General features: G+C 67.7%; 19 protein-coding genes and 1 riboswitch. Of the genes, 13 read left to right on the top strand and 6 right to left on the bottom strand.

Going from position 1 to position 23,707, the window contains the following annotated elements:
• Positions 1–149: 149 nt before the first annotated feature.
• Positions 150–2,414 (bottom strand): 5-methyltetrahydropteroyltriglutamate--homocysteine S-methyltransferase, encoded by a 2,265-nt coding sequence (gene metE, locus ACWF82_RS00095; RefSeq protein WP_452496400.1) that lies wholly within the window; start codon positions 2,412–2,414, stop codon positions 150–152.
• A gap of 143 nt (positions 2,415–2,557) precedes the next feature.
• A riboswitch (cobalamin riboswitch) is annotated at positions 2,558–2,756 on the bottom strand.
• Positions 2,757–3,033: 277 nt separating this feature from the next.
• On the opposite strand from metE, the gene ACWF82_RS00090 reads away from it, so the two are divergent.
• The 3 genes from ACWF82_RS00090 to coaD are packed head-to-tail and all read left to right on the top strand — an operon-like array spanning position 3,034 to position 7,481.
• Entirely contained in the window at positions 3,034–6,432 is a 3,399-nt protein-coding gene (locus ACWF82_RS00090) for a pyruvate carboxylase (RefSeq protein WP_452496398.1), read from the top strand.
• Positions 6,429–6,992 (top strand): 16S rRNA (guanine(966)-N(2))-methyltransferase RsmD, encoded by a 564-nt coding sequence (rsmD, locus tag ACWF82_RS00085; protein WP_452496396.1) that lies wholly within the window; start codon positions 6,429–6,431, stop codon positions 6,990–6,992. Before ACWF82_RS00090 ends, rsmD begins: the two co-directional genes overlap by 4 nt.
• Positions 6,993–6,995: 3 nt before the next feature.
• The gene (coaD, locus tag ACWF82_RS00080) at positions 6,996–7,481 is read left to right on the top strand and encodes a pantetheine-phosphate adenylyltransferase (RefSeq protein ID WP_452496394.1); all 486 of its coding nucleotides are present in this window, start codon (positions 6,996–6,998) and stop codon (positions 7,479–7,481) included.
• On the opposite strand, the gene ACWF82_RS00075 is transcribed toward coaD, so the two are convergent.
• Positions 7,478–8,008, bottom strand: coding sequence for a GtrA family protein (locus ACWF82_RS00075; protein WP_452496392.1), 531 nt, complete (start codon positions 8,006–8,008; stop codon positions 7,478–7,480). The two genes, coaD and ACWF82_RS00075, sit on opposite strands and share 4 nt — an antisense overlap.
• Positions 8,009–8,259: 251 nt before the next feature.
• Here ACWF82_RS00075 and ACWF82_RS00070 point away from each other — a divergent pair, with 251 nt between their 5' ends.
• From ACWF82_RS00070 to mutM, 5 genes are all read left to right on the top strand, one after another.
• Entirely contained in the window at positions 8,260–9,033 is a 774-nt protein-coding gene (locus ACWF82_RS00070) for a DivIVA domain-containing protein (RefSeq protein ID WP_452496391.1), read from the top strand.
• 85 nt (positions 9,034–9,118) lie between these two features.
• Positions 9,119–9,802, top strand: a complete 684-nt coding sequence (locus tag ACWF82_RS00065; protein WP_452496389.1) for a YceD family protein — start codon at positions 9,119–9,121, stop codon at positions 9,800–9,802.
• A 2-nt stretch (positions 9,803–9,804) separates the two neighbouring features.
• Positions 9,805–9,987, top strand: a complete 183-nt coding sequence (gene rpmF / locus ACWF82_RS00060) for a 50S ribosomal protein L32 (RefSeq protein WP_040708879.1) — start codon at positions 9,805–9,807, stop codon at positions 9,985–9,987.
• Between the two features lie 3 nt (positions 9,988–9,990).
• A complete protein-coding gene (gene rnc / locus ACWF82_RS00055) occupies positions 9,991–10,725 on the top strand; it encodes a ribonuclease III (protein ID WP_452496387.1) in 735 nt (244 codons plus the stop codon).
• A 3-nt stretch (positions 10,726–10,728) separates the two neighbouring features.
• The gene (mutM, locus tag ACWF82_RS00050; RefSeq protein ID WP_452496385.1) at positions 10,729–11,580 is read left to right on the top strand and encodes a bifunctional DNA-formamidopyrimidine glycosylase/DNA-(apurinic or apyrimidinic site) lyase; all 852 of its coding nucleotides are present in this window, start codon (positions 10,729–10,731) and stop codon (positions 11,578–11,580) included.
• 153 nt (positions 11,581–11,733) lie between these two features.
• Here the strand turns inward: mutM and ACWF82_RS00045 are convergent, their stop codons facing one another.
• Together ACWF82_RS00045 and ACWF82_RS00040 are read right to left on the bottom strand one after the other, a co-directional pair.
• Entirely contained in the window at positions 11,734–12,339 is a 606-nt protein-coding gene (locus tag ACWF82_RS00045) for a class I SAM-dependent methyltransferase (protein ID WP_452496384.1), read from the bottom strand.
• Between the two features lie 165 nt (positions 12,340–12,504).
• Positions 12,505–13,713, bottom strand: coding sequence for an RNA-guided endonuclease InsQ/TnpB family protein (locus ACWF82_RS00040; protein ID WP_452496382.1), 1,209 nt, complete (start codon positions 13,711–13,713; stop codon positions 12,505–12,507).
• Between the two features lie 190 nt (positions 13,714–13,903).
• Here ACWF82_RS00040 and ACWF82_RS00035 point away from each other — a divergent pair, with 190 nt between their 5' ends.
• The 5 genes from ACWF82_RS00035 (at position 13,904) to ACWF82_RS00015 (ending at position 20,707) form a co-directional block, all read left to right on the top strand.
• On the top strand, positions 13,904–14,485 hold the full coding sequence (locus ACWF82_RS00035) for a dihydrofolate reductase family protein (protein ID WP_452496380.1): 582 nt from the start codon (positions 13,904–13,906) through the stop codon (positions 14,483–14,485).
• Positions 14,486–14,490: 5 nt separating this feature from the next.
• A complete protein-coding gene (locus ACWF82_RS00030) occupies positions 14,491–15,528 on the top strand; it encodes a PHP domain-containing protein (protein WP_452496378.1) in 1,038 nt (345 codons plus the stop codon).
• Between the two features lie 94 nt (positions 15,529–15,622).
• Positions 15,623–17,113 (top strand): PstS family phosphate ABC transporter substrate-binding protein, encoded by a 1,491-nt coding sequence (locus tag ACWF82_RS00025; RefSeq protein WP_452496377.1) that lies wholly within the window; start codon positions 15,623–15,625, stop codon positions 17,111–17,113.
• 283 nt (positions 17,114–17,396) lie between these two features.
• Entirely contained in the window at positions 17,397–18,566 is a 1,170-nt protein-coding gene (locus ACWF82_RS00020; RefSeq protein WP_452496975.1) for a glycosyltransferase family 4 protein, read from the top strand.
• Complete coding sequence (locus ACWF82_RS00015; protein WP_452496375.1) at positions 18,563–20,707, top strand: amylo-alpha-1,6-glucosidase; 2,145 nt, start codon at positions 18,563–18,565, stop codon at positions 20,705–20,707. Before ACWF82_RS00020 ends, ACWF82_RS00015 begins: the two co-directional genes overlap by 4 nt.
• A 117-nt stretch (positions 20,708–20,824) precedes the next feature.
• Here ACWF82_RS00015 and ACWF82_RS00010 read toward each other — a convergent pair whose 3' ends face one another.
• Positions 20,825–22,699 carry a serine/threonine-protein kinase gene (locus ACWF82_RS00010; protein WP_452496373.1) on the bottom strand — a complete coding sequence of 625 codons (1,875 nt, stop codon included), beginning with the start codon at positions 22,697–22,699 and terminating at the stop codon, positions 20,825–20,827.
• 66 nt (positions 22,700–22,765) lie between these two features.
• Positions 22,766–23,584 carry a hypothetical protein gene (locus ACWF82_RS00005; protein ID WP_452496371.1) on the bottom strand — a complete coding sequence of 273 codons (819 nt, stop codon included), beginning with the start codon at positions 23,582–23,584 and terminating at the stop codon, positions 22,766–22,768.
• Between the last annotated feature and the right edge of the window lie 123 nt (positions 23,585–23,707).

Below are 23,707 nucleotides of genomic sequence, written 5' to 3'. Positions count from 1 at the left end.
GCTCGAAATGGCGATTGTCCGGGGAGAAGTCCAGTCCTGCAAGGGAATTTACCTGTGACTACTGGTGCGTAACGTGCGAAGGGAGACGATCGGGACAAGCGGGACTCGCCGTCCCGGACGGATGCGCTCCGTCCGGGACGGCGGTCTGCTCAGCGCAGTGCGGCCGCGGCCGTCACCAGGTTGCGCAGTGACGCCTCGACTTCCACCGGGCCACGGGTCTTGAGACCGCAGTCGGGGTTCACCCAGAGCCGTTCGGCGGGCACCGCTTTCAGCGCGGCGGCCAGCGAGGTGGTGATCTCCTCGACCGAGGGGACGCGCGGGGAGTGGATGTCGTAGACACCGGGGCCGACGCCGAGCGCGAAACCGGCCGCGTTCAGGTCGTCGAGGACCTCCATGTGCGAGCGCGCCGCCTCGATCGAGGTGACATCGGCGTCCAGACCCGCGATCGCCGAGATCACCTCACCGAACTCCGAGTAGCACAGGTGGGTGTGCACCTGGGTGGTGTCGGCGACACCGGCGGTCGAGAGACGGAACGAGTCCACCGACCACTGCAGGTAGGCGGGCTGATCCGCCGCGCGCAGCGGCAGCAGCTCGCGCAGGGCGGGCTCGTCGACCTGGATGATCCGGGTCCCCTGGGCTTCCAGATCGACCGTCTCGTCGCGGATCGCCAGCGCGACCTGACGCGCCGACTCGCCCAGCGGCTGGTCGTCGCGGACGAACGACCACGCCAGGATCGTCACCGGGCCGGTGAGCATGCCCTTGACCGGCTTGCTGGTCAGCGACTGGGCGTGACCGATCCACGACAGCGTCATCGGCTCGGGGCGGGAGACGTCGCCGAACAGGATCGGCGGACGCACGCAGCGGGTGCCGTAGGACTGCACCCAGCCGTTCTCGGTGGCGGCGAAGCCGTCGAGAAGCTCGGCGAAGTACTGCACCATGTCGTTGCGCTCGGGCTCGCCGTGCACCAGCACGTCCAGGCCCAGCTTCTCCTGCAGCGTGATCACCTCGGCGATCTCGGCCTGCATCCGCCGCACATACTCGGCCTGGTCGATCTCGCCCTTGCGCAGCGCGGCGCGCGCCAGCCGGATGGCCGAGGTCTGCGGGTACGAGCCGATCGTGGTGGTCGGCAGCAGCGGCAGATCGAGGTGATCGCGCTGCAGCGCCCGGCGCTCGTCGGCCGGGAGCCGGTTCAGATCGCCCTCGCCGAGTCCGGCCAGCCGGGCCCGCACCTGCTCGTTGTGCAGGCGGGGGTCGGTCCGGCGGGATTCGGCGGCCTCGCGAGCCCCGGCCAGCTCGGTGGCAACGGCCCCGGTGCCCGAGGTCAGTGCCGTGGCGAGGACGCGCACCTCCGCGACCTTCTCGGCGCCGAAGGCCAGCCACGACCGCAGCCGCTCGTCGAGCCCGGCCTCGGGGGTCAGCGAATACGGAACGTGCAGCAGCGAGGACGAGCTGGACACGGCCACGGAGGCGGCGCTGCCGAGCAGGGTGCCCAGCGTGCCGAGGGTGGCGTCGAGATCGGTGCGCCAGATGTTGCGTCCGTCGACGACACCGGCGACGAGCAGCTTGCCTGCCAGCGCGGGCAGCACCGCGATGTCGGCGACCGTCGTGCCCGCGGTGAAGTCGACCGCGACGGCCTCGACGGCGGTGTCGGCGAGTGCGCCCAGCGCCGCGTCGGGATGCCCGAAGTAGGTCGCGACCAGGATCGCGGGCCGCTGCGGCACGCTCGACAGCGCGGTGTAAGTCTCGCGTACGGCGGCGAGCTCGGCCTCGGTGAGGTCGGTGACCAGCACCGGCTCGTCGATCTGCACCCACTGCGCGCCCGCGTCGGCCAGCCGGGTCAGCAGGTCGCCGTAGAGCGCGACCAGCTCGGGCAGCCGGTCGATGGCGTCGCTGTCGGCCGCCTTGGCCAGCTTCAGGAAGGTGATCGGGCCGACGACGACCGGACGGGCCGCGACGCCGAGCTCGAGCGCCTCGGCCAGCTCGGCCAGCAGCTTCTCCGGGTTCAGCGAGAAGACGGTGGCCGCGTCGATCTCGGGCACCAGGTAGTGGTAGTTGGTGTCGAACCACTTGGTCATCTCGAGCGGGGCGACGGTGTCGGTGCCGCGCGCGGCCGCGAAATAGCGGTCGAGCGGGTCGGCGATTCCGGCCACGCGGGGCGGCAGTGCGCCGAGCAGGACCGCGGTGTCGAGCATCTGGTCGTAGTAGGAGAAGGTGCCGACGGGCACCGAATCCAGGCCGGCCGCCCGCAGTTCGGTGAGCTGCGCCCGGCGCAGCTCGCGGCCGACAGTGTGCAGGTGCTCGGCATCGACGCGACCTGCCCAGTAGGCCTCGGTGGCGCGCTTGAGTTCCCGGTTCGGGCCGACCCGCGGCAAGCCGAGAACCGTTGCGGTGAACGGAGAGTGCGAAACAGTCACGGAGATTCTCCAGTGTCGTGCAGGGAGAGCCGTCGCCTTTCCGCGGGCAGACGCCGACACCGGAGGGACCCGCCGCGAAGTCGCGACAGGTCGGCACAGGTGGTCAGCGCGCCCGATCCACGAGGCGGTGGCCGCCGGATACGGCGTATCCGGCACAGTCGGCAGGTCTTCGGACTCGCTGGCACCGGTCGTGTGATCGACCGACCTACTGGCCGTCGCTTCCCAGGCGTCGTGCCCAGTGCTGATGACGGCGGTCGTTCCTGCATACCGCTGCGGGACAGTCCCGGATTCCCACCGGGTTCCCTCTTCACCCGGCACGCGACGACGCGTGCCCGGGTTTCGACGCCGGTGCGGGAGGTCGGGGCTCCGACTCTTCCACCGCGCAGGCGAACCAGCTGCATCACTCAGCATAGGGCCTCGCAGGCGGTGACAGCTACTGGCCCTGTCGACGTAAACGGCGTGACCTGCGCGTTGCGGGCGCACCGCCGACCGGTCGCCACGGTGAGATGTGACGGCCGGATGAACGCAACTTCGCAGGTGGGCGGGTGTGCGATGTGAAGAATGCTGCGAAGGCACCTTGCGTGTCGGTCGTGCGGTCACGGCCGGGTACCGTGGGCGAATGTTCTCGAAAGTCTTGGTCGCAAATCGTGGTGAGATCGCCATTCGCGCCTTCCGCGCGGCATACGAACTCGGCATCGGAACGGTCGCGGTGTTCCCGCATGAGGACCGCAACTCCGTGCACCGTCTGAAGGCGGCCGAGTCGTATCAGATCGGCGAGGAAGGGCACCCGGTCCGGGCGTACCTGTCGATCGAGGCGATCATCGACGCGGCCAAGTCGGCGGGCGCCGACGCCATCTACCCAGGTTACGGGTTCCTGTCGGAGAACCCCGACCTCGCCGCCGCCTGTGAGCGTGAGGGGATCACGTTCATCGGCCCGTCGGCCTCGGTGCTCGAGATGGCCGGTAACAAGGCCACCGCCATCGCCGCCGCCAAGGCCGCCGGGCTGCCGGTGTTGAAGTCGAGTGAGCCTTCCGCCGATATCGACGCGCTGCTGGCGGCGTCGCAGGAGTTCGAGTACCCGATCTTCGTCAAGGCTGTGGCCGGTGGTGGTGGTCGCGGTATGCGCCGGGTCGCCGCGCCGGAGCAGCTGCGTGAGTCGATCGAGGCGGCGTCGCGGGAGGCCGAGTCGGCGTTCGGTGATCCGACGGTGTTCCTCGAGCAGGCGGTGGTGAACCCGCGCCACATCGAGGTGCAGATTCTGGCTGATCAGCATGGCAATGTGATGCACCTGTTCGAGCGGGATTGTTCGTTGCAGCGTCGTCATCAGAAGGTGATCGAGCTCGCACCGGCCCCGAATCTGGATCCCGCGCTGCGGGAACGGATTTGCGCGGATGCGGTGGCTTTCGCCCGGCAGATCGGGTACAGCAACGCGGGCACGGTGGAGTTTCTGCTGGACGAGCGTGGCAAGCATGTGTTCATCGAGATGAACCCGCGGATTCAGGTCGAGCACACGGTGACCGAGGAGATCACCGATGTCGATCTGGTGCAGTCGCAGTTGCGGATCGCCTCCGGTGAGACTCTCGCTGATCTCGGTCTGAGTCAGGACAAGGTGTCGATCCGCGGTGCCGCACTCCAGTGTCGTATCACCACCGAGGACCCGGCCAACGGGTTCCGTCCCGATACCGGTCGTATCACCGCCTACCGCACCCCCGGCGGCGCGGGTATCCGCCTCGACGGCGGCGCGAACCTGGGCGCGGAGATCGGCGCCTACTTCGACTCGATGCTGGTCAAGCTGACCTGCCGTGGTCGCGACCTGCCCGCAGCGGCCGCCCGCGCCCGGCGCGCGCTGGCCGAGTTCCGTATCCGTGGCGTCACGACCAACATCCCGTTCCTGCTGTCGGTGCTCGACGACCCCGACTTCCAGGCGGGCCGGGTCACCACCTCGTTCATCGACGAGCGACCCGAACTGCTGACCTCGCGCGGCTCGGCCGACCGTGGCACCAAGATCCTGAGCTACCTGGCCGATGTCACCGTCAACAAGCCGCACGGTGACCGCCCGACCACGGTGTACCCCTACGACAAGCTGCCCGCTGTCGATCTGACGGTGGCGCCGCCGGACGGGTCGCGTCAGCGGCTGCTCACCCTCGGGCCCGAGGGATTCGCGCGGGCGCTGCGTGAGCAGAAGGCGCTCGGCGTCACCGACACCACCTTCCGTGACGCGCATCAGTCGCTGCTGGCGACCCGCGTGCGGACCAACGGTCTGCTCGGCGTGGCCGGGCACGTCGCCCGGCTGACCCCCGAACTGCTCTCCATCGAGGCGTGGGGCGGCGCGACTTACGATGTGGCGCTGCGCTTCCTGCACGAGGACCCGTGGGAGCGGCTGGCCGCGCTGCGCGAGGCCGTGCCCAACATCTGTCTGCAGATGCTGCTGCGTGGCCGCAACACCGTCGGCTACACGCCGTACCCGGAGCAGGTCACCCGCTCGTTCGTGTCCGAGGCCGCGACGACCGGTATCGATATCTTCCGGATCTTCGACGCGCTCAACAATGTCGACCAGATGCGCCCGGCGATCGACGCCGTGCGCGAAACCGGTACGGCCATCGCCGAAGTCGCGCTGTCCTACACCGGTGACCTGCTGGATCCGAACGAGTCGCTCTACACCCTCGACTACTACCTGAAGCTGGCCGAGCAGATCGTCGACGCCGGCGCCCACGTGCTCGCCATCAAGGACATGGCCGGACTGCTGCGGGCCCCCGCCGCGGCGAAGCTGGTCACCGCGCTGCGCAGCAACTTCGACCTGCCGGTGCACGTGCACACCCACGACACTCCCGGCGGTCAGCTCGCGACCTACCTGGCGGCGTGGCAGGCCGGTGCGGACGCGGTCGACGGTGCGTCCGCGGCGATGGCGGGCACCACCTCGCAGCCCGCGCTGTCGGCGATCGTGGCCGCGGCCGCGCACACCGAGCGTGACACCGGTCTGAACCTGCAGAACGTGTGTGACCTGGAGCCGTACTGGGAGGCGCTGCGCAAGGTGTACGCGCCGTTCGAGTCGGGTCTGCCCGCGCCGACCGGTCGCGTGTACACCCACGAGATCCCGGGTGGTCAGCTGTCGAACCTGCGTCAGCAGGCGATCGCGTTGGGCTTGGGTGACCGGTTCGAGGAGGTCGAAGCCAAGTACGCCGCCGCAGACCGGCTGCTGGGTCGTCTGGTCAAGGTGACCCCGTCGTCGAAGGTCGTCGGTGACCTGGCGCTGGCGTTGGTCGGTACCGGTGTCGGTATCGAGGACTTCGCCGCCGATCCGGGTCGTTACGACATTCCGGATTCGGTGATCGGTTTCCTGCGTGGTGAACTCGGTACCCCGGCCGGTGGCTGGCCGGAGCCGTTCCGTAGCAAGGCGTTGGCCGGGCGTAATGAGCCCAAGGCGGAGACCCCGTTGACTCCGGCGGATCAGAAGGGCCTCGACGGTTCCTCGCAGGAGCGTCGCGACACCCTCAACCGTCTGCTGTTCCCCGGCCCGACCGCGGAGTTCCAGGCGCATCGGGACAAGTACGGCGATACCACCGGTCTGTCGGAGAACCAGTTCTTCTACGGTCTGCGCCGTGGCGAGGAACACCGGGTGCAGTTGGAGAAGGGTGTCACCCTGCTCATCGGTCTGGAGGCGATCTCCGAGCCGGACGAGAAGGGTATGCGCACGGTCATGTGCATCATGAACGGGCAGTTGCGCCCGATCGCGGTGCGCGACCGCTCGATCGCTTCGGAGGTTCCGGCCGCGGAGAAGGCCGACAAGAACAACCCGGGCCACATCGCCGCGCCGTTCGCCGGTGTCGTCACCCTGGCCGTGTCTGAGGGCGATGAGATCCACGCGGGCGACACCGTCGGCACCATCGAGGCCATGAAGATGGAAGCGGCCATCACCGCGCCGCGCGGCGGCATCGTCGGCCGGATCGCGACCGCCAAGGTGCAGCAGGTCGAGGGCGGCGATCTGCTGGTGGAACTGGCTGCGCGCGAGTCGGAATGACGCGCATCGTCGCGGGCACGGCAGGCGGGCGGCGGCTGAAGGTGCCGCCCGCCGGTACCAGGCCCACCTCGGACCGGGTGCGGGAAGCCCTGTTCAGCGCCATCGACGCGCGCCTCGACCTCGACGGTGCACGGGTCGTCGACCTGTACGCGGGGTCGGGCGCGCTCGGTCTAGAGGCGCTGTCGCGTGGCGCCGCGCACGCCCTGCTGATCGAGGCCGACCGCAAGGCGGCCGCGATCGTGCGCGCCAACATCGCCGAGCTCGGCCTGCCAGGGGCCGAACTGCGCCTCGGCACGGTCGGCTCGGTGCTGGCGCACCCCGCGCCCGCCGCCTGCGACCTGGTCCTGTCCGACCCGCCGTACGACGTGAGCACCGAGGACGTCATCGCCGACCTCACCGCGCTGGCGGCCAACGGCTGGCTCGCACCGGACGCGCTGGTGATCGTCGAGCGATCCATTCGTTCGCCCGAAATCGCTTGGCCCGCAGGCTATGCGCCGCTGAAGCCACGCAAATACGGGGAGACCAGAATCGAGCTGGCCGAATTCGGTGCTAGCGTCTGACCCATGGCTGCAGCACTGTGCCCCGGCTCCTTCGACCCGGTCACCAACGGTCACCTCGACGTGTTCGCCCGCGCGGCCGCGCAGTTCGACGAGGTGATCATCACCGTCAATGTGAACCCCAAGAAACAGGGCATGTTCACCGTCGAGGAGCGCATGGAACTGCTGCGCGAAGCGGTCGCCCACCTGCCCAACGTGCGTGTCGCGTCCTGGCAGGGCCTGACGGTCGACTTCGCCAAGCAGGAGGGCGTCACCGCGATCGTCAAGGGCCTGCGCGACGCGGGCGACTTCGGCTACGAACTCCAGATGGCCCAGATGAACCACAAGCTGGCCGGCGTCGACACCTTCTTCATCGCCACCAACCCGTCGCTGAGCTTCCTGTCCAGTTCACTGGTCAAGGAAGTCGCGGCCCTCGGCGGCGATGTCAGCGACATGCTCCCGCCCGCCGTGCACAAGCGCCTGCTCGACCGCCTGGCCGAACGCCGCGCTTAGAAGACCCAGCCGCGCAGGGCGAGAAAACGCATTCCGCCGACCGCCGCGGTGATGGCCAGGACCGCCAGCGCCTGGACGCTGTCGCCCAGGCCGGGGGCCCACACGCCCAGCGCGGCAAGGCCTGCCGTCGTGATGCCCAACCCGAGCAGCGCGAGTCCGCCGCCCTCCCACTGCGCGGTGAACCAGGTGACGCGGTCGGCGGCGTGGAAGGTGAGCTGGCGATGCAGTTCGTTGGCGATGACCGTGCTGACCACCGAGCCGGCCACATTGGCGATCAGCGGGCCGATGCCGTGCATGGCGAAGAACAGCAGCACATAGGCGACATTGCTGAATCCGCCGACCAGGGCGAAGCGAATGAGCTGGGGGAGTGCGCGATCACCGCGCAGGTAGACCAGCGCCCGGTCGACCTGCGGACGCGCCGTCGGCGCCGACGCGCGCGGCGCGGGCAGGGGGTACGGACCGATCCAGGGAGTGAACATGCCCGCGACGTGCGACACCGCGCTTCGCGGTGTTTCCAGAACGGTCATGGTCGACTCCGATCGCAATGAACGAACGTCGAGGAGTACAACAGCAATAAACGTGCAGTGCTTCCCGGCGGACGGCGTTGTCGTGCCCTCCGATGGTAGCGGAAGTGGAGGGGTTCACTCCACTTGATATCTGTGCGATCTAGGACACTGTCGCGACACACCGCGACGACATTCGGAACACGCGCCGCAGGCAGGCAGACTGGGCCACGGCGGTAGTGGTTGCGCCGTTAGTCGGCAGGAGGGTAGTGAGCATGTATCGCGTATTCGAAGCACTCGACGAGCTGGTCGCCATCGTCGAAGAGGCGCGCGGCATCCCGCCGACCCGCAGTTGCATCGTGCCCCGCGGCGATGTCCTCGAACTGCTCGACGACGTCCGCGACGCCCTGCCCGGTGAGCTCGACGACGCCCAGGACGTTCTCGACCACCGCGACAAGATCGTCGGTGACGCCCGCACCGGCGCCGAGGCCACGGTCACCGCCGCCAACGAACAGGCGCGTACCACCATCGAGAAGGCCCGCGCCGAGGCCGACCGCATCCTCGCCGACGCCAAGGCGCACGCCGACCGGATGGTCGCCGAGGCGACAACGCACGCCGACCGCCTGGTCGCGACCGCGCAGGCCGAGGCCGGCCAGGTGATCGCCGACGGCAACGCCGAATACGACGAGCTCACCGGCCGCGCCCAGATCGACGCCGACCGGGCCATTCAGGCGGGCAAGGACTCCTACGAGCGCTCGGTCGCCGACGGCAAGGCCGAGCAGGCCAGGCTGGTCGCCCAGACCGAGGTCGTGCGGGCCGCGCACGCCGAGTCGGCGCGCCTGATCGACGACGCCCAGTCCGAGGCCGACCGGGTACGCGCCGAATGTGACGACTACGTCGACGAGCAGATGGCCGATTTCGACGGCAAGCTCGCCGCGCTCGGCGAGACGCTGGCCACCACCCGCCGCACGGTCACCCGCGGCCGTCAGCACATGCGTGGCGGTCAGGCGCCCGAATACCCCGAATACGTCGCCGACCACCGGCGCTGAGCGCGCACGCGTTTTGAGTTCCGACGGGGTCCTGCCGTACTGTTGAGTGGTTGCCCAAATCCCCTCAGAAGTAAGTGAGTCAGTGATGCCCGCCGCTTCCGGTTCGCCGTCGCGTCCGCACAAGACCAGTGGTCCTGTGTCCGACGCGGGCTTCGTGCTGGATGTCCGCAGTCTCGGCCGTCGGCCGGGAACCATGCGGGAGCTGCGTCGCACCGTCACCGACCATGAGCGGCTGGGTCTCGACCTGATCGCCATCCCGGCCGACGCCGCGGTGGAACTCGATCTGCAGCTGCAGGCGGTCTCGGAAGGTGTGCTGGTCACCGGCACGGCGTCCGGGCCGACGGTGGGGGAGTGCTCGCGCTGCCTCGAACCGTTCGACGACCAGGTGGAGATTCGTCTGACGGAGCTGTTCGCGTATCCGGACAGCACCACCGAGCAGACGACCGAGGACGACGAGGTCTACCGCATGGAAGACGACCTCATCGATCTCGAGCCGGTGATCCTCGACGCCATCGGCCTGGAGCTTCCGCTGCAGCCGCTGTGCACCCCGGACTGCGCGGGCCTGTGCCCCGAGTGCGGTGTGCGGATGGCGATTGCGGGTCCTGATCATGGGCATGAGATACTGGACCCTCGCTGGGCCAAGTTGGCGAGTTTCGCCGCAGAGGCGCCCGGCACCGGCGACCCCGCTGAGGGTTCCACCACCCCAGACCGATCCGCTCCCGTGGCAAACGATGCCGACGTGGTCAGCGAAAACACAGAGGAGAAGTAGCCGTGGCTGTTCCCAAGCGCCGGATGTCCCGTTCCAACACCCGGTCGCGGCGCAGCCAGTGGAAGGCCACCGCGCCGACCCTGGTCACCTGCCCGAACCGTGCCTGCGGTGAGAAGACCCTCCCGCACATCGCGTGCCCGTCCTGCGGCACCTACAAGGGCCGCCAGGTCACCTCTGCTGTCTGATTCGTGACAGCCAGCAAAGACACAGCGGGTTCGGCCGATCACGCCAGCCTGCTCACCGCCCTCGGTGTCGACGTACGACCGGAGCTGCTGCGCCTCGCGCTGACGCACCGGTCGTACGCGTACGAGAACGGCGGCCTGCCGACCAACGAGCGCCTCGAGTTCCTCGGCGACTCGGTGCTCGGCCTCAGCATCACCGAGCGTCTCTACACCGAGCACCCGGATAAGTCCGAGGGTGAGCTCGCGAAGCTGCGCGCCAGTGTGGTGAACATGCACGCGCTCGCCGAGGTGGCGCGTGGTCTCGGTGACGGCGGACTCGGTCAGTACCTGCTGCTCGGCAAGGGCGAAGAGCTCACCGGCGGCCGCGACAAGCCGAGCATCCTCGCCGACGGCATGGAGTCCCTGCTCGGCGCCGTGCATCTCGAGCACGGCATCGAAGTGGCCCGTGGCGTCGTGCTTCGCCTGTTCGCCGAACTCCTCGAGCGTGGCCCCCGCATGGGCGCGGGCCTCGACTGGAAGACCAGCTTGCAGGAGCTCACCGCCGAACGCGGACTCGGAGTGCCCAACTACGAGATCACCTCCACCGGCCCGGACCACAACAAGGAGTTCACCGCCACCACGGTGATCGCCGGTAGTCCGTACGGTCAGGGTGTCGGCCGCTCCAAGAAGGAAGCCGAGCAGAAGGCCGCAGGCACCGCCTACAAGGCACTCACCGACGAATCCGTCGCCGACGAAATCTGATCTGTGCCCGAACTGCCCGAAGTCGAGGTGGTACGGCGCGGTCTGGCCGAGCACGCGGTCGGCCGTGTCATCGATTCCGTCACCGTCACCCACCCGCGAGCTGTGCGCAGGCACGTCGCGGGTGGTGTCGATCTGGCGGCCCGGCTCACCGGGCTGAAGATCGAGAGCGCGCGGCGTCGCGGTAAGTACCTGTGGCTCACCTTCGACGAACCCGATGCCGCGCTGGTCGTCCATCTGGGGATGAGCGGTCAGATGCTGGTGCAGCCCGCGGGCGCCCCCGTCGAGAAGCACGCCCACATTCGCGCCGCTCTCGGTGACGGCAGCGAACTGCGGTTCGTCGATCAGCGGACCTTCGGCGGCTGGGCGCTGGCCGACCTCGTCGAGGTCGACGGCACCGTCGTCCCGGACACGGTCGCCCACATCGCCCGTGATCCGCTGGATCCACGTTTCGACCGCGAAGCCGTGGTGGCGAAGATCCGGGCCAAGAACACCGAGATCAAGCGGGTGCTGCTCGACCAGACCGTCGTCTCGGGCATCGGCAACATCTACGCCGACGAGGCGCTGTGGCGTGCCGGGCTGCACGGCACCCGGATCGCCGCCGACCTCACCCGGCCGGTGGTGCGCGTCCTGCTCGACAGTGTCACCGCGGTCATGACCGAGGCGCTGGCCGTCGGCGGCACCTCCTTCGACGCGCTGTATGTGAATGTGAACGGCGAATCGGGGTACTTCAGCAGAAGACTCGAGGTTTATGGCCGCGTTGACGAGCCATGCAGCCGGTGCGGAACTCCGATCGAGCGGGCCCCATTCATGAACCGCTCGTCCCATTTCTGCCCGAGATGCCAGCCGATCCGGTGAATCTGCAAGGTAGATCCAGTCGCAGAGCAACGGGATCTACGTCGAAGTGGACGGATCTGGACAGTCGTTGAACTCCGACGTCACGGCGAGTTGCCCTTTATCGATGATCGTGACAGGGAGATATCCGATGTCGCAGAAGCAGTGATTCAGTTTTCAGGGGCGGCGATCTTGCGGCGCGCGAGAATGATCCCGCCGAGTGGACTTTCGGCCGAGGTCAGAGTTCTGTTGGCCTCGACGGCGAAGCCGGCAGCGCATTCGGCTGTGCTGGCGCCGATAGATGTACAGATGCATCGGGTGCCCGCCGTAGCCTCGGGTTTTCAACTGCGACTCGTCTCCGACGTGGAAGCCGAGTAACAATGGCCCACCCGGGCGAAGCACTCTCTGGAAGTTGTCGAACACAGAACCGAGCTCGCCATCGGGAACGTGGATCAGTGAATACCACGCGACCACGCCGGCTATCGAGGCGTCCGCGAGGGCGAGGTTCGTCATGGAGCCGATGTCGAACCGGAGGCCGGGGTGATCACGGCGGGCCACTTCGATCATTCTGGGCGACAGGTCGATTCCGAAGGCGTCGACATCCAGTAGGCGCAAGTGGGTGGTGATCCGCCCCGCCCCGCAACCCACATCCGCAACCGGCCCCCAGCCCTGGGTACGCACGATATCGGCGAAAGAAGCCAAGGCTGAGCGCTCTTCGGGTGTTTCGTCCAGTAGGTGACGGGTGAGGTCTGCATAGGTTGTCGCGACGGTGTCGTACGACATCCTCGTCTCCTCCAGCCAGCCGTCCGCGTCCCGTTCCGCTCCCACGCTCGAAGGCTACCCAAGAACCCGAGCGGAACGGCCCTCGATCGATCCCAATGTCCGGTCATGCGGTACACCGCGCTGACCCAAACACGCCAGATTTTGGAAGCGATCCGCGAGCAATTCTTAACCCTTCCCCACGCATGAAGGCGGGGGATTTCCGACTCGGCTCGCATCGGATACCTCGGAGAGAGGTAGCCGATGTCTTACAGCGTCAACGGCGGCACGGTCGGGCTCTACCATGGCCAGAATCACTCTGGCGGCGTTCCGGTCGCGGTCTGCGGCATGGCCGCAGTACGCGCACCGGAAGGTCCGGTGACCCAGGTCGAGCCGCTTGTTTATCGCCAAGCACGACGCGCAGGTCATGGTGGTGTAGGCGGGTGGAACCAGCACTACCTTCCGGCCCGCCCGCTTTCCTTGCTCAATTAACTCTCGTTTGGCCGTGCCGATGGCGGCGTCGGCGGCTTTCCTGGCCATCGTGGACCGGGACAAGAAGCGTGGTTTGAAGTCCTCCACCACGATCACAGCGTTGTCGGAGATGACCTTCCGCGCCCAGTGGCGCGTGGTGTGCACGTTCTGCCGGGAAGCCTTCTTGTGCAGCTTCGCCGCCTCGCGCCGCGCCCGTTGGTAGCCCTTCGACGGAGTTTGCCCCTTCGGGCGACGACGCCGGGCCATCTTCCGTTGGGCCTTGGCCAGCTCGGCAGCACAGCGTTTGCGGTAGCCATGGTACGGCAAGTCGAACCTCGGATCGCTCGCGGTCGCTGTGGTGGTGACGCCCCAGTCGATACCGACCGCGCCGTCGGTATCAGCGGCAGGTCGGCGTTCGCGACGGACGACAAACGACGCGTACCAGTGCCCTAGCGAATCGCGGTAGACGCGAACCGAAGTGGGCTCGGCCGGCAGCGCGCGCGACCACACCACGGGAATCGTCATACCCTTCGGCAGTGCCAGTCGCTCGTCGCGGATCGAGAACCCACGTGTTGTGTACTCCAATGTCGGCAGCGCCGTCTTGCGCTTCTTGACCGTCGGCTTGCCCCGTCCTTTTACCTGGTACGAGTGCTGCAACGCCGACGCATAGGCGCGCAATGTCTGTTGCTGACAGACCTGCGAGCCCTCTCGCAACCACGCCGTCGTCTTGCGGGCGTCGGTGAGCAGTTTCGACAACTTGCACAGTGTTGGCTTACGCCCGGACCTCCGCTGGTGGACGGCCTCGTTCCAGAGGAACCGGCAACGGTGCCACTCGGCCTCCAGTGCGGCCGACGCTCGAGCGCCGGGTCGCAGCCGGTAGGTGTAGCGCACCGTCTCCATCGTCACGTCGAGCAGCATATAGCGCATAGCTATTTTTGGGCGGTGTGGGTGAGGCCGGATCGAACAACAACGTCGTATGCCGCAACCTAATCAAGGCCAGCAGCTCACGGCTGTTCTCCGGCCCAAGTGTCAGCGGAAGGCGCGGCGCAGCGGAGCCAGGCGCGCTACCGTTGCCCATAACAGGTCGTTTCGGACCGGGTCCGTGCAGGAGGACGTTATGCGCAAGCTGACCTATTTCGTGGCATCGACGATCGACGGGTTCATCGCCGCCGAGGACGGGACCCTGGATTTCTTCCCGGTGGGCGGCGACCACGGGCCATCGATCTCCTCGCAGTACCCCGAGACCTTGCCGACCAAGGTGCGCGAGTCGCGCGGCATCGCGGCGGGCAACGTGTACTTCGACACCGTGATCATGGGCCGCAAGACCCACGATTTCGGGGTGCGCACCGGCACCGCAAGCCCGTACGAGCACCTGCGGCAGTTCGTGGTGTCCACAACGCTGCCCGAGTCGCCCGCGCCCGGGGTCGAGCTGATCACTGCCGATCCGGTCGCCGCCGTCCGGGAGCTGAAACGCGAAGCGGGACTCGGCATCTGGCTGTGTGGCGGCGGTGAGCTGGCGCAGGCGCTGCTGCCCGAGATCGACCAGGTGTTCCTCAAACTGCATCCGGTGGTGCTCGGCACCGGTCGCCCGCTGTTCGGCGGTGGCACGAAACTGCCCGCGCCGGAACGGTTCCGGGTGATCACCAGCCGCGTGTACGCCGACGGCGTCGCGTTCCTCAAGTACGGCCGGATCAGGTAGCGCCCATGGCGTCGGCGGCGGGCCCGGGGCCCGTGGCGGCCCTGCGTGAGATCGCGTTCTGGCTCGAACGCTCTCGCGCGGAGACCCACCGGGTGAAGGCATACCGCCGCGCCGCCGACGTCGTCGCCGCCCTGTCCGACGCCGAGCGGGCGACCCGGGCGAGCGAGCACAGCTGGCGTGAGCTTGCCGGCATCGGGCCCAAGACCGCCGCTGTCATCGAACAGGCGTATGCCGGTGAGGTTCCCGATTATCTGGCCGAATTGCGCAGCGCCGCGCAACCTGTCGGACCGGCCGGTGACCCGCTGCGCACATTGCTGCGCGGTGATCTGCACACGCACTCGGACTGGTCCGACGGGGGCAGCCCGATCGCCGAGATGATGGGCGTCGCCGCCGCGCTCGGCCACGAATACTGCGCGCTGACCGATCATTCGCCGCGTCTGACCGTCGCCAACGGGTTGTCCGCCGAACGCCTGTTGCGCCAGCTCGACGTGGTCGCCGAACTCAACGAACAACTCGCGCCCTTCCGCGTCCTCACCGGCATCGAGGTCGACATTCTCGACGACGGCACCCTGGACCAGCGTGCCGATCTGCTCGAACGCCTGGATGTCGTTGTCGCCAGCGTGCATTCGCATCTGCGTGCCGACAGCGCCACCATGACCGAACGCATGGTCTACGCCGTCGCGAATCCGAATGTCGACGTGCTGGGCCACTGCACGGGTCGCCTCGTCACCGGCGGCCGCGGCACCCGCCCCGAATCCACCTTCGACGCCGAACTCGTCTTCGAGGCCTGCCGCAAGTACAGCACCGCCGTGGAGATCAACTGCCGCCCCGAACGCCGCGACCCGCCCGGCCGCCTCATCGACCTGGCCGTGGAGATGGGCTGCCACTTCAGCATCGACACCGACGCGCACGCCCCCGGCCAGTTGTCCTGGCAGGGTTACGGATGCGAGCGGGCGCTGGCCCACGGCGTCACCGCCGACCGGGTGATCAACACCTGGCCGGTCGACGAGCTGCTGACCTGGTGCACGACGACCACCGGGTGAAAAGCCGACGAACACCTGGCGTCGGGCATTGTGGTCACGAATCGACCTGGTAGACAGTCGGATACAGGCATCCGGTGTGTGGGGAGGGGAGCCGATGGGGGAGTTCCCGGTCGAGATCGTGCTGTCGACGCTCGGTCTGTTCGTTGCGACGGCCACTTTTCTTCGTGAGTTCGTTTTCGTCGGCCGCAAGCGCCTCGGCTACCGCGTGCAGATGAACACGCCGGCCAGCCGGATCCAGCTCACCGACGCCAACGGTTCAGCGGCACAGGGGGGCAGCTCGGCGGCGGAGCCGGTGTCGGTGGTGCTGATCCGGATCGAGAACTACGGCTCAACGGTGATCGAGGACGACGACTACGCCGCGGGCGAGAGTCCACGACTGCTCTTCCCGCATCACACGATCCGGGCGCTCGAGGTCACCGAGCGGGTGAACCGCACGGGGCAACCGGTGACCGCGCTCAGCGATGCCTTGCGGGAGCTGGCTCCCAGCGTAGGCGCGGACAATGCCGCGCGGATCGTGCTGCCGAGCGAACGGCTCGAACGCGGTGAGCACTACAAGGTGCTGGCTGTGCTGGAGGGTCCGGCGCCCGATCCGCAAGACGTCAACGCGGAGAAGGTGGTGAGCAAGGCGGGCAGCCTCAAGGGCGGCAGGTTCGTCGAGACCACCAGCCGTTCCCGGCGGGAACCCGCACTGCTCGGCCTGAGTGTGTTTCTCGCCCTGGTGGTGATGGTGCAATTGCTGGCCACCGTCCTGCGCGGCGATCCGCCGCCGCGCGACTGTGCCGCGGGCGATCTCACCGTGGTCGGCTCCACCGCGATGGCGCCGATGATCCGCAAGGCGGCGCAGAACTACGAGAAGACCTGTACCGGTGCGCGATTCCGGTTCGACTTCGCCGGCACCGAGCCGGGGCTGCGCGCGTTGGCCAAAGCGGGGCCGACGCAGAACATGCTCGCGATCGGTGACGGGTCGAAGGGCACCTCGTTCGCGGTGCTCACCGAGCAGTCGCTGGCCCGCGCGTCGTTCGCCATGGTCGTGCACCCGGGTGTCGGGCTGAAAGACCTGACGACTCAGCAGGTCAGGGACCTCTACCGCGGAAGCATCAGGAACTGGAACCAGATCGGCGGGCCCGATCTGCCGGTGGTGCTGATCGACCGGACCGCGGGCTCGGGGACGCGCCGCGCGCTGGAGTCCAGACTGCTCGAGGACAACCGCAAGGTGTTCCGCTACACCAGTTGCCTCGGGATGGCCGCGGGGGGCGAGCAGTGTGAGGTCGACGTGACCGAGGAAGTGGCTACGTTCGTTGCCAAAATACCTGGTGCCGTGGGGTATCTGGAGACCTCGGCGGTCGGCGGTGAGGTCGCGGCCGTCACGATCGACGGGGTGGCTCCCACGCCCGACACGATCCGTTCCGGCGCCTACCGCTTCACCGGTGTCGAGTACGCCTACACTCATGGACCGGTCGCCGGTGATTCGCTGATCGCTCAGTTCCTGGACTATCTGACGCGGGGTAAGGCCAGGCTTACCATGACCGAGTTCGGCAACATCCCATGCGTCGATCCGGTCGAACCGAAATTCTGTACGCCGTAGACCGCCTCTGACGGCGTAATCTCCTGTCGCGGCGCGGAATCGCCGAAGCGAAAACCCAGCAACCCACTGGTTTACTCCCCGGTAGCGGGGTACCTTCCACTACGGCCCCTCTGTTCAGGCGGGCACCCATGCGGTGCGCTCCACGTCTGACCAGGCCAACCATGCCCCATGGACGGCGGTGAAGCTCTCGTCTCCACCCCGCCGAGGCGGCCATCTCTTGTTCGCGCAAGTGTTGCGAGGTTGTGTCCCTGGAAGGAAGGTCATGAGTGCAGATACGTCGGCAATGTCGCCGACCGGGTTCTCCACGTCCGATCTCTACTCGATCGAGCACAACGGCGGCCCACTGCGGATCGCGATGGTGGTTCCACCGTATTTCGATGTGCCCCCCAAGGCGTACGGCGGCGTCGAGGCCGTCGTAGCCGATCTGGTCGATTCGCTCTGTGAGCGCGGCCATCACGTCACCCTGTTCGGTGCGGGCGAGCCGGGTACCAAGGCGAATTTCGTCCCGCTGTGGGACCGGATCGTCCCGGAACGACTCGGTGATCCGTTCCCCGAGGTGGTGCACGCCCTGCGGGTGCGCCGCGCGATCGAGCGCCTGGCCGAGACCGAAGGTATCGACCTGGTCCACGATCACACCTTCGCGGGCCCGCTGAACGCGCCCGCCTACGCCAATCTCGGCCTGCCGACCGTGGTCACCGTGCACGGACCCGTGCAGGACGACTGCTACCGCTATTACCGCGAACTGGGCGAGGAATGCTCGCTCGTCTCGATCAGCGACCGGCAGCGCGAACTCGCGCCCGACCTGCCGTGGGCAGGCCGCGTGCACAACGCGCTGCGGCCGGATCTGTGGCCGTTCCAGACCGAGAAGCAGGACTACGCGCTGTTCCTCGGCCGCTTCACGATGGACAAGGGCCCGCATCTGGCGCTCGACGCCGCCCACGCGGCCGGAATCCCGCTCATCCTGGCGGGCAAGTGTTCCGAGCCGCTGGAGAAGACCTACTTCGAGGAGTACGTGCGCCCACGGCTGACCGACAACGATCATGTATTCGGTCTCGCCGACGCGGCGGCCAAGCGTAAACTCTTGGCTGGAGCTCGGTGTCTGCTGTTCCCCATTCGCTGGGAGGAGCCGTTCGGCATGGTGATGATCGAGGCAATGGTCTGCGGAACGCCGGTGGTCGCGTTGCGCGGCGGCGCGGTGGCCGAGGTGCTGGTCGACGGCGTCACCGGACGCATCTGCGAGGACCCGGACGAGCTGCCCGGCGCCATCGCGGAAGTCGCGACGTTCGATCCGGCGGACTGCCGGGCGCACGTCGAGGCGAATTTCGGCGCCGACACTCTCGGTGGTGGCTACGAGCAGGTGTACCGGGAATTGTTGGCCCGCACCACGATCGGGTACGGCAACGCGTTCGCGATGCCGATGCCGTTCGGGGCGGCGGTCAGCGGGCGCGTATGAGCCTGAACAGCGCGTCGCCGCCGAGTCCGCTCAACGCGGGGGAACCCGCGGGACTCGGCGGCAACGGCGGCAACGTCACCCTCGTCGAAGGCGGCACCTTCTGCCTGTCCGACCGGCTCGGCGACATCGAGCCGGGCAAGCCGCAGGGCCTGTTCTTCCGTGACGCCAGGGTGATTTCGCGCTGGGAGCTGATGATCGACGGCAGACGGCCCGAACCGCTGTCTGTGCTGAGCCCGGAGGCCTTCGCGGCACGGTTCGTGCAGCGAAGGCCGCCGCAGCAGGGCAGGGCCGACAGCACCCTGCTCGTCGTGCGCGATCGCCTCGTCGCCGAGGGCATGCACGAGCTCATCACGCTGGAGAACATGAGCCGCGAGGCCACCGCGGTGGTGATCGAGCTGCACGTCGACGCCGATTTCGTCGACCTGTTCTCGGTGAAGGAAGGCCGGATGAACGGCCACCGGGCGGAGATGACGACCTCCGACGGCGAGCTGCTGCTGCACGACCGGGCCGACCTCTCGCGCGGGCTCGCGCTCACCTCGACCGTCGAGCCGATGGTGCTGAACGGCACCATGATCTGGCGCGTCGTCGTCCCCGCGGGCGGACGCTGGCAGACCGAGATCACCGCCCAGCCCGCGGGCGCCGCGCAGCGCCCGCAGACCCAGGGCACCCCGGGCGAGCGGTACCGGGCCAGTGAGCCGGTGCGCAAGATCCAGGCGTGGCGGGCCACCGCCACCGACATCGCCGCCGATTCCGGACTGCTCAACCAGATACTGCGCCGCAGCGAAAGTGACCTGGGCGCCTTGCAGATCCAGCCCGACTCGGGCACCGGCAGGCCGTTCGTCGCGGCGGGCGCGCCCTGGTTCATGACCCTGTTCGGCCGGGACTCCCTGCTCACGGCATGGATGTCGCTGCCGCTGGAGACCGATCTCGCGCTCGGCACGCTGCAGCAGCTGGCCGAATTGCAGGGCCAGACGGTCGATCCGCTGGTGGAAGAGGAACCGGGCCGGATCATGCACGAGATGCGGCGCGGTCCCGCGGTCGGGCAGGTGCTGGGCGGCCAGATCTACTACGGAACCGTCGACGCCACACCGCTGTTCGTGATGCTGCTCGCCGAATGCCTGCGCTGGGGCGCCGAACCGGCCTCCATCGCGACCCTGCTGCCCGCGGCGGACGCGGCGATCGGCTGGATCACCGACTTCGGTGACCGCGACGACGACGGTTTCGTCGAATACGTGCGCGCCACCGATCGCGGTCTGATCAACCAGGGCTGGAAGGACAGCTTCGACGGGATCAACGACGCCGCGGGACATATCGCGCAGGCACCGATCGCGCTGTGCGAGGTGCAGGGGTATGTGTACGCGGCGTACCTGGCCAGGGCGGAGCTGGCCGACGCGTTCGACGATCCCGCGCTGGCCGGTCGCATGCGCGAACGCGCCGCCGATCTGCGGACCAAGTTCGCGGAGCAGTTCTGGCTACCCCAGTGCGGCTGGTACGCCGTGGCACTGGACGGCAGCAAGCGGCAGGTCGACGCGTTGACCAGCAATGCCGCGCACTGTCTCTGGTCGGGCATCGCCACCGACGAGCACGCCGAGCTGTTGATCAGGAACCTGGCCAAGGCGGAGATGGATTCCGGCTTCGGACTGCGCACCCTGGCGTCGAACATGGGCGCCTACAACCCGATGAGCTATCACAGCGGGTCGGTATGGCCGCACGACACGGCGATCGCGGTCGCCGGGCTCATGCGGTACCAGCACGTGCCGGGCGCGGTGGAACTGGCGACCAAGCTCTCGGCCGGACTGCTCGACGCCGCGGCGGCGTTCGACGGCAGGCTGCCCGAGTTGTTCTGCGGTTTCCCGCGTACCCGCTTCGCGGCGCCGGTGCCCTATCCCACCTCGTGCTCGCCGCAGGCGTGGGCGAGTGCGGCGCCGCTGCTGCTGGTGCGCTCGTTCCTCGGGCTCGACCCCGATGTGCCGGCCCGGACCCTGACCCTGCGGCCGCAGGTGCCGCCGTCCTGGGGATGCGTGCGGATGTCGGAGTTCCGGCTCGGCGAGGTCACCGTCGATATCGAGGTCTGCGGGTCCGCTGTCACCGTGACGGGACTGCCCGACGGCTGGGCGCTGATCACCGACGAGGACGAGTAGCGCACAGCCGGATCGGGGCCGGATCCCACCCGGATCCGGGCCCGACCGGTCAGCTCGGGACCGGGAAACGATCGTCCAGGGCGAGATCGAGCTCGACGACGTTCGCCGCGATGGCCGTCAGAGATATCGGATGCAATAGGTGATCGAGTCCCCGTGGAATGACAAGGAGGCATGTCCGCCGCATCCGGACACCGATCGTGTGGTACGCAGGGCAACGAAGTTTCCGGGCGAGCACGACGCCGGGAGGATGGGACCCTGGGGGTCGGTCAGGCGGTAACAATAGTTCGCGACCATAAAGATGGTGAGGCACAGGCCGTAACCCTCATCGACAATGAAGCCATCTCTCGAATCCGGGCATTCCCAGTCGGGGTCGTCTGGAAACAATATCGCGCTGACCTTGTAGGGACGGTCTCCGTTCTCGCAGTCGGAACCAGCGTGCGTCAGATTCCCGGTGGCGTTCACCGCTATGCAGTCACCCACCAACGCGCGCGGTCGCGGCCGCGCCGCCGGTGTGGTCGTTGTCACCGCCGTGCTCCGATCGATGGCCGAGGTCGCCGACGCCGATGTGGTGGGTCGGCGGGTAGTCGTCGTGGCATCCGAGCTGCTGCGCTCCGCCGGTGTCGTACTCGGCGACGCCGTTCGAGTGTAGGCGGCCTGCTCGTCCAACGCCTGGGTCGTTCTGTACGCACTGGGTGTCGCGCCATCGTCGTCGCTCGTGCCGTTCGCCGAAATGCCCCAGACCATGAGAGTCAAGACCAGGAAGACCACAAAGCCCACCCCCCACGTCTGTCCGAGTTCGATCTGCCGATCGCCCGGCCCTGGCAGCATCGGTTCCGTCAATCGGTGGCGTATCGGGGACTTCGCGGGCAGCGTGCTCCGGCGAACTCCGCTGTTGTGAGCGCCTGCCGACCTCATGCCCGAGGTGGGAGGGGACGATTCGGAGTGTTCACCTGTGGTACCGGTCGTGATCGGCCGAGCTTGTTCGGTCGGTGACCGGTGGTGGTAGTCGAGGTCGAGCCGGAAAGCGGGAACCCATCCGTCTGCCGCCGTGTCCGTGGGCACCCGCGTCGTGCCGGTCACAGGAGGCGTCGGTTCAGCGGCAGGTGGTGCGGCCATGGTGGCGTGGGTACCGCCGGATCCAGGCAGATCGGCCGTGCCCGTGAGTGATCGTCGCGTCGCCTCGATGAACTGGGCGCAGCTCGCATATCGATCGTCGGGCTTCTTGGCCAGGACTTTCGCGATGACGGCATCGAGCGCTACGGGAAGGTCCGGTCGGATGCCGTGCGGTGACGGAGGGTCGGCTCGAAGGTGTGCACCCATGACCGCGGCCTGGGTGTCGAGCGGGTACGGAACCTGTCCGGTGAGAAGTTCGTGGAGAGTGCAGCCGAGGGAATAGATATCCGCCCGGTGATCGACCTTGCTGTCCATGAACCTTTCCGGCGCCGCATAGGCGAAGGTCACCGCCATCGCCGAGGCAGTCGCTGTCTCGTCGAGTGCGCGCGCGATACCGAAATCGCACAGCACAGCACGCAGCCCACCGTGGGATACCTGTTCGATCAGCAGGTTCGCCGGTTTGACATCGCGGTGCAGGATACCCCTGGAGTGAGCGAAGTCCAGTGCGTCGGCGGCATCGGAGAGCAGCCGTAGCACCAATTCCGGTGACAATCCCTGCGGCGAATCAGCGAGCAGCGCCTTGACGTCGCCGCCAGGGACATGACGCATCGATAGCCACAATGCTGGATCATCGGCCGGGTTCCGGTCGTGGATCGTGACAATGTTGGGGTGTTGGAGGTCGGCCGCCAACGCCGCCTCCCGGTCGAAAGCGCGACGGGCAGCCGCATTGCCTGCGAGCGCGTCGGCGAGAACCTTCAACGCCACGCGGCGCTTTTCGATCCGTGGGTGCAGGGCCAGATAGACGATGCCCATGCCGCCGACGCCGAGAATGCCTTCGATGATGTATCCGGCGAATGTGTCTCCTGGCCGCAGGGCCATCTTCCAGCACCTCTGTGTCGCCGCGGCGGATCTTGCCGCCGTCGTGGAGATTTCGTCGGGCTACCGTCACACCGGCTCGGCCGAGTCGTCGTCGAGGGTGTTGTCGAGCATTCGGAGGTCTGCCGCTGCCAGTGTCGCAGATCGTAGCAGAGCCTGTATGAGATTGTGGCTCAAGGTATTACCGACAGGTTCACCGATTCCGTCCTCGGTCCGGATCCCATCGATCGGATCGGGGGCGATCGCCAGCCGATTTCGCACCACCTCGACGATGTAGGACGCAGTCCTGGGTGACCACATCCGCTCATCCGGGCGGCTGTTCAGCTCTTCGGCCACCTGCCGCCACGACAGGGGCTGCGGGAAGCGTTCCTGGCGCAGATACCGTTGAGCGAGGGCGGTCAGAACCAATCTCTCGTCCGTGCTCAAGGGATACGCCTTCGGCGGCACGGTGCGGCTGTGCTGTCGTTCGGTGGAATTCTCGGTGTGGGCACGGACCACATGAACCTCCAGCAGATGCGACCGTTCCTTCCTGGAACCGATGAACATCGGCGTGTAGCCGGGTTCGATGGCCCTCTGCTGGCCGTTCAGCAGCAGCGCCTCGCCGGGAAACTCGATCGGCAGCTGCCCCAAGTTGCTGATCCGCCACTGTTGTCCGTCGTACTCGAAGGCGCCGTGTCTACGGCTGACACGCTCGTCACAGACCCCGACGGGTACATGGACGTCGTCCGCGGATCTGCCGAAGTACATGGTGAATTCCCTCGGCGGGACGGCGAAGCCGCCGTCGGTCCCCAGTACGAAGATCGTGCCGAGCGGCGCGGGTGGGACTCCACCCGCCAAACTCCGCATCGAACTCGACAACGCCTGCGGCAGAAAACCGTCGCTGGCCATAGCATCATCCCTTCCGTCGAAACCGCCGACCGAACGGTATCGGAGCGTCCTCGTGAGCCCTCACAAAACGGACATCGAACCGCGCTGCGGCCCGCCGGGCGCTGCGTAGCACCGTCGCGTCGG

This window comes from Nocardia sp. NPDC055053, assembly GCF_053608285.1.
This window is presented reverse-complemented; position numbering and strand designations above follow the sequence as displayed.